At 71.9% G+C, this 10,199-nt stretch carries 7 protein-coding genes and 1 pseudogene; 4 read left to right on the plus strand and 4 right to left on the minus strand.

Going from position 1 to position 10,199, the window contains the following annotated elements:
• Nucleotides 1-174 precede the first annotated feature (174 nt).
• A complete protein-coding gene (gene uvrA, locus AC51EU_RS22035; protein ID WP_496268757.1) occupies nt 175-3,210 on the minus strand; it encodes an excinuclease ABC subunit UvrA in 3,036 nt (1,011 codons plus the stop codon).
• Between the two features lie 340 nt (nt 3,211-3,550).
• Entirely contained in the window at nt 3,551-4,246 is a 696-nt protein-coding gene (locus tag AC51EU_RS22040) for a TetR/AcrR family transcriptional regulator (RefSeq protein WP_496268758.1), read from the minus strand.
• A 75-nt stretch (nt 4,247-4,321) separates the two neighbouring features.
• Here AC51EU_RS22040 and AC51EU_RS22045 point away from each other — a divergent pair, with 75 nt between their 5' ends.
• The 4 genes from AC51EU_RS22045 (at nt 4,322) to AC51EU_RS22060 (ending at nt 8,528) form a co-directional block, all read left to right on the plus strand.
• Nucleotides 4,322-5,902, plus strand: coding sequence for an FAD-dependent monooxygenase (locus AC51EU_RS22045; protein WP_496268759.1), 1,581 nt, complete (start codon nt 4,322-4,324; stop codon nt 5,900-5,902).
• Nucleotides 5,903-5,978: 76 nt separating this feature from the next.
• A complete protein-coding gene (locus tag AC51EU_RS22050; protein WP_496268760.1) occupies nt 5,979-6,710 on the plus strand; it encodes a maleylpyruvate isomerase family mycothiol-dependent enzyme in 732 nt (243 codons plus the stop codon).
• Nucleotides 6,711-6,746: 36 nt separating this feature from the next.
• A complete protein-coding gene (locus AC51EU_RS22055; RefSeq protein WP_496268761.1) occupies nt 6,747-7,403 on the plus strand; it encodes an MBL fold metallo-hydrolase in 657 nt (218 codons plus the stop codon).
• A 69-nt stretch (nt 7,404-7,472) separates the two neighbouring features.
• Entirely contained in the window at nt 7,473-8,528 is a 1,056-nt protein-coding gene (locus AC51EU_RS22060) for a S66 family peptidase (RefSeq protein WP_496268762.1), read from the plus strand.
• A gap of 33 nt (nt 8,529-8,561) precedes the next feature.
• Here AC51EU_RS22060 and AC51EU_RS22065 read toward each other — a convergent pair whose 3' ends face one another.
• Entirely contained in the window at nt 8,562-9,560 is a 999-nt protein-coding gene (locus AC51EU_RS22065) for a TerC family protein (protein ID WP_496268763.1), read from the minus strand.
• 225 nt (nt 9,561-9,785) lie between these two features.
• A pseudogene (locus AC51EU_RS22070) lies at nt 9,786-10,199 on the minus strand (TerD family protein); the annotation flags it as partial.

Here is a 10,199-nt window from a genome sequence, read left to right on the forward strand (position 1 = left end):
ACGAGGTCGCGGGGTAGAGGTGCGTCCGCAGGGCGAGGGGCGGGCGCGCCCCGGCTCCGTGACGGGCCCCGCAGGGAACCGGCTCCGCGACGGGCCGCCGTAGGGAACGGGCACGGCGACGGGCCGCCGCCCGTCCCCCGGTGCTCCGGGGAGCGGGCGGCGGCCCGTTTCGCGTCAGGACGACTTGCGTGCCCGCGTCGCCGTCTTCTTCGCGGCGGCCTTCTTCGCCGTGGTCTTCTTGGCGGCGGTCTTCTTGGCCGCGACCGCCTTCGTCGCCACGGTCTTCTTCGTGCCGTTCGCGGCGGCGACCGTCTTGCGGGCGGTCTGCTTGCGGGCCGTCCGCTGGGCCGGGGGCGTGGCGTCGCTGACCCGGTCGCCGAGGATCTCCCGCAGGAACTTGCCGGTGTGGCTGGCCGGGACCGAGGCGACATCCTCGGGGGTGCCCTCGGCGACGACCAGTCCGCCGCCGCTGCCGCCCTCCGGGCCCATGTCGACGACCCAGTCCGCGGTCTTGATGACATCGAGGTTGTGCTCGATGACGATCACCGTGTTGCCCTTGTCGACCAGTCCGGACAGGACCGAGATCAGCTTGCTGATGTCCTCGAAGTGCAGACCGGTGGTCGGCTCGTCCAGGACGTACACCGTGCGGCCCGTGGACCGCTTCTGGAGTTCGCTCGCCAGCTTGACGCGCTGTGCCTCACCGCCGGAGAGCGTCGGCGCGGACTGTCCCAGGCGGACGTAACCGAGCCCGACCTCGTGGAGCGTCTTGAGGTGGCGGGCGATGGTCGGCACCGCCTCGAAGAAGTCCAGCGCCTCCTCGATCGGCATGTCCAGCACCTCGGCGATGGACTTGCCCTTGTAGTGGACCTCCAGCGTCTCGCGGTTGTAGCGCGCGCCGTGGCAGACCTCGCACGGTACGTACACGTCCGGCAGGAAGTTCATCTCGATCTTGATGGTGCCGTCGCCGGAGCAGTTCTCGCAGCGGCCGCCCTTGACGTTGAAGGAGAAGCGCCCCGGCAGATAGCCGCGGACCTTGGCCTCCGTCGTCTCCGCGAACAGCTTGCGGACATGGTCGAAGACACCGGTGTACGTCGCCGGGTTGGAGCGCGGGGTGCGGCCGATCGGCGACTGGTCGACATGGACGACCTTGTCGACAAGGTCGTCTCCGGCCACCCGGGTGTGGCGGCCGGGCACCGTGCGCGCACCGTTCAGCTCGCGTGCCAGGTGCGTGTAGAGGATGTCGTTGACCAGCGTCGACTTGCCCGATCCCGAGACACCGGTGACGGCGGTGAGCACACCGAGCGGGAAGGAGACGTCGATGTCGCGGAGGTTGTTCTCCTTCGCGCCGTGCACCGTCAACCGCCGCGCGGGGTCGGCGGGCCGGCGGAGAGCGGGGGTGGGGATGGAGCGCTTGCCCGACAGGTACTGGCCGGTGATCGACTCCTTGTTGCCGAGCATGGCGGCCAGCGGACCGCTGTGGACGACCTTGCCGCCGTGCTCCCCCGCGCCGGGGCCGATGTCGACGACCCAGTCGGAGGTCTTGATCGTGTCCTCGTCGTGCTCGACCACGATCAGGGTGTTGCCCAGGTCGCGCAGGCGCACCAGGGTCTCGATCAGCCGGTGGTTGTCGCGCTGGTGCAGGCCGATCGACGGCTCGTCGAGGACGTAGAGGACGCCGACCAGGCCGGAGCCGATCTGGGTGGCGAGGCGGATGCGCTGGGCCTCGCCGCCGGAGAGGGTGCCCGCGGCGCGGTTGAGGGAGAGGTAGTCCAGGCCGACGTCCACCAGGAACCGCAGCCGTTCGTTGACCTCCTTGAGGACCCGCTCGGCGATCTTCTTGTCGCGGGCGTTGAGCGTCATTCCGCGCAGGAACTCGGCGCAGTCGCTGATCGACATGGCCGAGACCTCGGCGATCGACCTGCCCTCCACCGTGACGGCGAGGACGATCGGCTTGAGGCGGGTGCCCTCACAGGTCGGGCAGGGCACCTCGCGCATGTAGCCCTCGAAGCGCTCCCGGCTGCTGTCGCTCTCCGCCTCGCTGTGCCGCCGCTTGACGAACGGCACGGCGCCCTCGAACGGTGTGGTGTAGGCGCGTTCGCGGCCGTAGCGGTTGCGGTAGCGGACCTCGATCTGGGTCCGGTGGCCGTGCAGCAGGGCTTTCTTGGCGCGCTGCGGCAGCCCGGCCCAGGGGATGTCCGTACGGAAGCCGAGGGCGTCGGCGAGCGCGCCGACCAGACGGCCGAAGTACTCCTTGGTGTGGCCGTGCGACCAGGGGTGGATCGCGCCGCCGTCGAGCGTCCGCTCCTCGTCGGGGACGACGAGTTCGGGGTCGACCTCCATGCGGGTGCCGATGCCGGTGCAGTCGGGGCAGGCGCCGAAGGGCGAGTTGAAGGAGAAGGAGCGGGGCTCCAGTTCCTCGAAGGAGAGGTCGTCGTAGGCGCAGTACAGATGCTCCGAGTACATCCGCTCGCGCTGCGGGTCGTCCGCCTCCAGGTCGACGAAGTCGAGGATGACCATGCCGCCGGAGAGGCCGAGGGCCGTCTCGACGGAGTCGGTCAGGCGCCGCTTGGCGCTCTCCTTGACCGTGAGGCGGTCGACGACCACCTCGATGGTGTGCTTCTCCTGCTTCTTCAGTTTCGGCGGCTCGGAGAGCTGGACCGTGGTGCCGTCGACGCGCGCCCGGCTGTAGCCCTTGGCCTGGAGGTCGGCGAAGAGGTCCGCGAACTCGCCCTTGCGCTCGCGGACCAGCGGGGAGAGGACCTGGAAGCGGCTGCCCTCGGGAAGCTCCAGCACCTTGTCGACGATGGCCTGCGGCGACTGGCGGGCGATCGGGCGGCCGCACTCGGGGCAGTGCGGCTTGCCGATGCGCGCGAACAGCAGCCGGAGGTAGTCGTAGACCTCGGTGATCGTGCCGACCGTGGAACGCGGGTTGCGGGACGTCGACTTCTGGTCGATGGACACCGCGGGGGACAGGCCCTCGATGAAGTCCACATCGGGCTTGTCCATCTGCCCGAGGAACTGCCGGGCGTAGGAGGACAGCGACTCGACGTAGCGGCGCTGCCCCTCGGCGAAGATCGTGTCGAAGGCGAGCGACGACTTGCCCGACCCGGAAAGGCCCGTGAAGACGATGAGGGAGTCGCGGGGGAGGTCGAGCGAGACGTTGCGGAGGTTGTGCTCGCGAGCGCCACGGACGATGAGACGGTCGGCCACGCCGGTCGGCACCTTTCTGGAGTGGGGCGGGAGCCGCGGAGCGCCGCGGCCGCGGCCCGGTCGGTGCGCACGGGCGGCGGAGCGGAGCGGGGGCCCCGCCCAGAGTAGGGGGACCGCCGCGGCACTGTCTTAGGGATGCCACACACGAGCCTATAGCACGTGCATTCGATTTACGGTGGATGCAAGCCCACTTCACCCGAACGTGTGGCGGACTCCGAACCTTCCCGACACACCCTGTCTTTTCGCTACTATTCCCCCTCCCCGCCCGCCGCCCGGAGAGACCGGGCAGGTCAGGGCGCCGGCCACCACGAGGGAGGGGCTCGGCACACGGGAACGCGCCTCACTCCCGCACCCCCAGCGCCCGCTCCACCGCGCCGAAGGCGCGCTCCAGCACCTCTGCCTGCGCGGCGGCCACCTCTTCCTCGTCCTCCCCGTCCGTCAGCCGGGTCGCGGCCGTCACGAAGGCCGTGCGGTACGCCGCGACGACCAGCGCGGCGGTCAGCCGGTGCTCGTGCGCGGGCGCCCCCGCCCCGGCGGCCGCGGCCAGCTCCGCCGCCAGAACGCCCTCGATCTCCTCGATCGCCTCGCGGGCGCGGGCGCGCAGCGCGGGCGAGCCGAGCACGGTGCGCCAGAAGGGCACGAACCGCTCCCCCACGCCCGACAGCGGATGGCGGGCGGCGAGCAGATCGCGCGCCAGCCGGCGCAGCGCGGCCGGCGGGGTCTCGTCCGGGTCACGGTCGCGGACCGCCCGGGCGACCATTCCGGCGGCCTCGGGAATCCGGTCGAGGAGGAGGTCCTCCTTGCGGGGGAAGTGGTTGAAGACGGTCATCGCGGACACCTCGGCGGCGCGGGCGACCTCGGCGACGGTGACCTCGTCGAAGCCCCGCTCGACGAAGAGGAGGGTGGCCACTTCGGAGATCCGCTGCCGTGTGCGCAGCTTCTTGCGTTCGCGCAGCGTCAGCCCGTCACCGTCGTCCCCCGCCCACCGGCCGCCGCCCTTCGTCCGCCCGCGGTCGCAGTCCTCGCCCGGCCCCATGGTCCTCACGCTCCCTGCCGATCCGGTGGCCGAAATTGTAGTGACAAAATGTTTTGAGTCACTAAAGTCAACCGTATGACACATGGCATCGATCATGACGCGGACGTCGTGGTGGCGGGCGGCGGCCCGGTCGGCCTGATGCTCGCCTGCGAGCTCGCGCTCGCGGGCGTGACGGTCGTCGTCCTGGAACGGCTGACCGAGGTGGACACGACGATCAAGGCCGGAGCGATCAACACACCAACGGCCGAGGCGTTCCACCGGCGCGGCATGCTGCCCGCGCTGGCCGAGGTGCAGCGCGCCGCCCTGGAGAAGTTCACCGCGTTCCTGCGGCAGCGGGAGGCCGAGGGGTCCTCCCTGGTGAAGCGGGCGCCCCGGTTCGCCGGGCACTTCGCGGGCATCATGCTGCGCGGCGACCTGCTGGACGGGGACGACCCGGACCTGTCCCGGGCCGGCCCGGCGGACACGGTGGGTCTCGTCCCCCAGGAGCCCCTGGAGCGGCTGCTCAACGCCCGCGCCGCGGAACTGGGCGTCGACCTGCGCCGGGGCGTGCGGCTGACCGGCCTCGACGCCGGTGAGGACGGGGTGACCGCGCACACCTCGCACGGCTCGCTGCGCACCGGCTGGCTGGTGGGGTGCGACGGCGGCCGCAGCACCGTGCGCCGACTGGCGGGCTTCCCGTTCCCGGGCACCGCCCCCGAGATCACCGGGCACCAGGCCGTCGTGGAGATGACCGGCTCCGAGGGCCTGGGCGCCGGCTGGAACACCACGGAGAACGGCATCTACGCCCACGGTCCGGTCCCCGGCCGCATCCTCACCGTCGAGTTCGGCGGACCGCCCGCCGACCGTGACGCCCCGGTCACCGCCGAGGAGTTGCAGGCGTCCCTGCGGCACACCTCCGGGGTGGACGTCACCGTCACCAAGGTGCACACCGCCACCCGCTTCACCGATCACACCCGCCAGGTCCCCGACTACCGCTCGGGACGGGTGCTGCTGGCCGGTGACGCCGCGCACGTCCACCCGCCGTTCGGCGGGCAGGGACTCAACCTCGGCATCGGGGACGCGATGAACCTCGGCTGGAAACTGGCCGCCACGGTGCGCGGCTGGGCCCCGCCCGGCCTGCTCGACACCTACTCCGCGGAACGGCACCCAATCGGCGCGTGGGTACTGGAGTGGACCCGGGCGCAGGTGGCGCTGATGCGCCCCGACCCGCACGCGCGGGCACTGCGCGCGGTCGTCGCGGAACTGGCCGGGACGGTCACCGGCACCACCTTCTTCGCCAAGCAGATCTCCGGCGTCCAGCACCGCCTCGACCTGCCCGGCGACCATCCCCTGACCGGCCGCAGCGCCCCGGACCTCGCCCTCGACGACGGCGCCCGGCTCGCCGACCATCTGCACGACGGCGCGGCGCTGCTGCTCGACCTCACCGGCGACGCCGGGCTGCGCGGGCGCGCCACCGGGTACGGCGGCCGGGTCCGGGTGGTGACGGCCCGCTGCACGGACCGGCCGGGGCTCGCGGGGCTGCTGGTACGCCCGGACGGCTGCACGGCCTGGGCCTCGGACGTCCCCGACGGAGCACCGCCGTCCGAAGCCTCCTGGGAGGCGCTCGACGCGGCACTGCGCCACTGGTTCGGCGCCCCGGACATCCAGGAGGCGTGAGGGGCGGCGTCCTCGTGGGCGTCCGGATCGTCACGGCCGTCTCCCGAAGTCACCGCTGCGGCGCTAGCGTCGGGACATGACCGATACCGCGCCCGCCTTCGCCCACGACCTGGCGGCCGTCCACGAGGCCACCGAGCGGCTGCTCGTCTCGGTGGCCGCACTGGACGACGCCGCCGTCCGTGAACCGTCCCTGCTCCCGGACTGGACCCGCGGCCATCTCCTCGCGCATGTCGCGCGCAACGCCGACGCCCTCACCAACCTCCTCACCTGGGCGCGCACCGATGTCCGCACCCCGATGTACACCAGCGCGGCCACCCGCGACGCCGACATCGCGCGGGACGCCGACCGGCCGCTCGCGGCGCATCTGGCCGACCTCCGGGAGGGCGCCGCCCGCTTCGAGGCGGCGGCCCGCGCGCTGCCGCCCGACCGACTGGCGTACCGGGTGGAGATGCGCAACGGGGTGGTCGAACGGGCCGACCGGCTGCCGCTGCGGCGGCTGGGCGAGGTCGAACTGCACCACATCGACCTGGGCGTCGGCCGCGGCCTCGCCCAGCTGCCGGACGCGTTCGTCGGCGCCGAACTCGACTTCCTGGCCACCGTGAAGTTCGCGGGCCACGCGGAGCTGCCCCCGCTGGAGCTGTGCGCGGACGACGGACGGCGCTGGCGCACCGGACGTGCCGACGACGACGCCGCGCCGCTGGAGGTGACCGGTTCCGCGACCGCGCTGCTGGGCTGGCTCACCGGGCGGACCGACGGCAGCGGCGTGCGGGGCCCCGGCCCCTCGCTGCCCGCGGTCCCGCCGCTGTAGAAGGGCCCCGTGCGTCCCGCCGACTACAGTGATGCCATGGCCTATACCGGAGCAGTCACGGTCGGCGGACCGGCCGACGTGCACGAACTGACCGACCTGATGATCTCGAAGGTCGCGGTCGGTCCGACGGACAACAACGCGTATCTGCTGCGCTGCCGGGCGACCGACGAGCAGCTGCTGATCGACGCCGCCGCGGAGCCGCACACCCTGCTCACGCTGATCGGTGACAGCGGCATCGCGTCCGTCGTCACCACCCACCGGCACGGCGACCACTGGGGCGCGCTGCGCGAGGTCGTGGACGCGACGGGCGCGCGGACGTACGCGGGCCGTGACGACGCCGAGGGCATTCCCGTACCGACCGATGTCCTGGTCGAGGACGGCGATGTCGTCACCGTGGGCCGGGTGCGTCTGACGGCCCGCCATCTGGTGGGCCACACCCCGGGCAGCATCGCGCTGGTCTACGACGACCCGCACGGGCACCCCCATGTGTTCACCGGCGACTGCCTGTTCCCGGGAGGCGTCGGCAACACCTGGGGCAACGCGGAGCACTTCACCCACCTGATCGACGACGTCCAGGCCAAGCTTTTCGACCGACTGCCGGACGAGACCTGGGTCTACCCGGGCCACGGCAACGACACCACCCTCGGCGCGGAGCGCCCGCACCTCGCGGAGTGGCGCGAGCGGGGCTGGTAACACCCGGCGGCGGGGCCCGGCGCGGGAAAACGGACTGACGTCCGCGCGCCGGGCCCCTGGCCTCGGGGAATGTCCCGCTTGAACCCGCCGGTGTATCCGCCGAAGCCGCGGCCCGGCGACCGGATCGCCGTGGTCTCCCCGTCGTCCGGTCTGTGCGAGATCCTTCCCCTCCCCCATGAGCTGGGGCTGTCCCGGCTGGAGCGGGAGTTCGGGCTGGTCCCCGTCGAATATCCGACGACCCGGACGATGGGCGCCACTCCGCGGCAGCGGGCCGCCGATCTGCACGCGGCGTTCGCCGATCCGGACATCGCCGCGGTCATCGCCAGCACCGGCGGTGACGACCAGTTGACGGTGCTGCCGCACCTCGACCGCGATCTGCTGCGCGCGCACCCCAAGCCCTTCTTCGGCTACAGCGACAACACCAACCTCCTCGCCTTCCTCTGGAACACCGGGATCGTCGGTTTCCACGGCGCCTGTGTGATGAGCGAACTGGGCCGCCCGGGGGCGCTGCACCCGCTGACCCGGGAGTCGCTGCACGCCGCCCTGTTCCGCCCCGGCCCGTACGCGCTGCGGCCCGCGGACACCTACCGGGACGAGGACCGCGACTGGGCCGATCCGGCCACCTTCACCGGCGAACCCCCGATGAGCCCGGGGGACGGCTGGCGCTGGCACGGACCGGAGCAGGTCGTCGAGGGCGTCAGCTGGGGCGGCAACCTGGAGATCCTGGCCTGGATGCTGATGGCCGACCGCGAGATCCACCGCGACCCCTCGGTGTACGACGGCTGTGTGCTGTTCCTGGAGACGTCCGAGGACATGCCCAGCGCCGCCGAGGTGTACTTCACGCTGCGGGCCATGGGGGAGCGGGGGCTGCTCGCCCGCTTCCCGGCCCTGCTGATGGCCCGTCCGAAGACCTGGTCGCTCTCCCGGCGCAACTCCCCGGAGGAGAAGGCCGCCTACGCCCGGGAGCAGCGCGCGGCGGTACTGCGCGCGCTGGAGGAGTACGCCCCGCGGACGACCGCGGTCCTCGACGTCGACCTAGGGCACACCGATCCGCAGCTGGTGATCCCGTACGGCGGGACGGTCCGGGTCGACGGCGTCGCCCGCCGGATCACGGTCACCTACTGAGGGGCCGCCGTACCACCGCGGTACGGCGGCCGGTCACCGGACAGCGGCGGTCTCGCTGCCGTCGTCCTCACACGCCGCGTCGCGGGCCGTCTGCCGGGCGGAGGCCCGCAGGCTGGTGACGACGGTGACGGCCAGGACGGTGAAGATGACGCCGAGCGACACCGGGATGCCGATCTCCGGTACCGCCACACCCGACTCGTGCAGCGCGTGCAGCACCAGCTTCACACCGATGAAGCCGAGGATGACCGACAGCCCGTAGGAGAGGTGGACCAGCCGCCGCAGCAGACCGCCGATGAGGAAGTACAGCTGCCGCAGGCCCATCAGGGCGAAGGCGTTGGCGGTGAAGACGATGTACGGGTCCTGGGTGAGGCCGAAGATCGCCGGGATGGAGTCCAGCGCGAAGAGCACATCGGTGGTGCCGATGGCCAGCAGGACGATCAGCATCGGCGTCATCAGGCGCCGGCCGTTCTCGACGACGGTCAGCCGGGTGCCGTGGAAGTCGTCGGTGGACGGGAAGCGCCGCTCGACCGCCCTCAGCAGGCGGTTCTTCTCGAACTCCCCGGCCTGTTCGCCGGTTCGTGCCTCCTTGAGCAGCTTCCAGGCGGTCCAGACGAGGAACGCGCCGAAAAAGTAGAACACCCAGGAGAAGCCGGCGATCACCGCGGCTCCGGCGCCGATGAACCCGGCCCGCAGCACCAGGGCGATCAGCACGCCGAGCATCAGCACCCGTTGCTGGTGGACCGCCGGCACCGCGAATCTGCTCATGATCAGGACGAAGACGAAGAGGTTGTCGACGCTCAGGGACTTCTCCGTGACGAAGCCCGCGAAGAACTCCCCCGCCGGGGCGCCGCCGCCGAACGCCAGCAGGCCGAGGCCGAAGAGCACGGCGAGCCCGGTCCAGACGCCCGTCCAGACGGCGGCCTCCTTGAGGGAGACCTCGTGCGGGGTGCGGCCGCGGATGAAGAAGTCCGCGGCGATCAGGACGGCGAGGCCGAGAATCGTCAGCGTCCACAGGGTCGGGGAAACGTCCATTGCTCCTCCGGCAGAGTCGTACGGCACGTACAGCGTCGTCAGCTGCCGGAGGTCTCTTCCGCCCGCCGCCGCGACCATGCGGCCGCCGCGCCGGACCGGCGTTCCCGGGACCGGTCACACTCACCGTCCGTGATGACGGAAACGCCGTGGCAGGAGTACTCCCCTCCGCGCGAAAAAGAGTAAAGGAAAGCCAAGAGAAAGTAAAGCAATGGATAAAAGGGCTGTTCAGCCGTGGTCCGCCCGTCGGGCCTCGGCAAGCCGCTCCAGGGCCCGGCGCACCGCCCGGCTCCCCCTGGGGGCGAGCGGCGGCTCATACGTCCAGGCATGGCCGACCCACGGATCGGCGAGATGGGTGCCGGGCACGGGGGTGATCCGCAGCAGCGCGCGCCACAGCGGGTCGAGCAGCGGACCGAACTCCGGTGTCCGGGTCCGGTCGGCGACCAGCATCAGATGCACCCCGACCGCCGGTCCCTCGTCGGCCAGGTACCGCAGCTGGTTGACGGCGCGGTCGTCGAAACCGTGCGGGAAGTCGTGCACGATCAGCAGCTGTTCGCCGGTACCGAGGTCGTCCGGCAGCGCGTCGGCCGCGCGATGGCGCACCGCCATCCGGACGAGGTCCACCCGCCGCGTCAGCGCCGA

The organism is Candidatus Streptomyces philanthi, from assembly GCF_059553635.1.

Bases quoted from the DNA above. Each gene is read 5' to 3' on its own strand.
- AC51EU_RS22040 (WP_496268758.1), bottom strand. From the start codon at position 4,246: ATGGGGCCGGGCGAGGACTGCGACCGCGGGCGGACGAAGGGCGGCGGC.
- AC51EU_RS22045 (WP_496268759.1), top strand. From the start codon at position 4,322: ATGACACATGGCATCGATCATGACGCGGACGTCGTGGTGGCGGGCGGC.
- AC51EU_RS22050 (WP_496268760.1), top strand. From the start codon at position 5,979: ATGACCGATACCGCGCCCGCCTTCGCCCACGACCTGGCGGCCGTCCAC.
- AC51EU_RS22055 (WP_496268761.1), top strand. From the start codon at position 6,747: ATGGCCTATACCGGAGCAGTCACGGTCGGCGGACCGGCCGACGTGCAC.
- AC51EU_RS22060 (WP_496268762.1), top strand. From the start codon at position 7,473: ATGTCCCGCTTGAACCCGCCGGTGTATCCGCCGAAGCCGCGGCCCGGC.
- AC51EU_RS22065 (WP_496268763.1), bottom strand. From the start codon at position 9,560: ATGGACGTTTCCCCGACCCTGTGGACGCTGACGATTCTCGGCCTCGCC.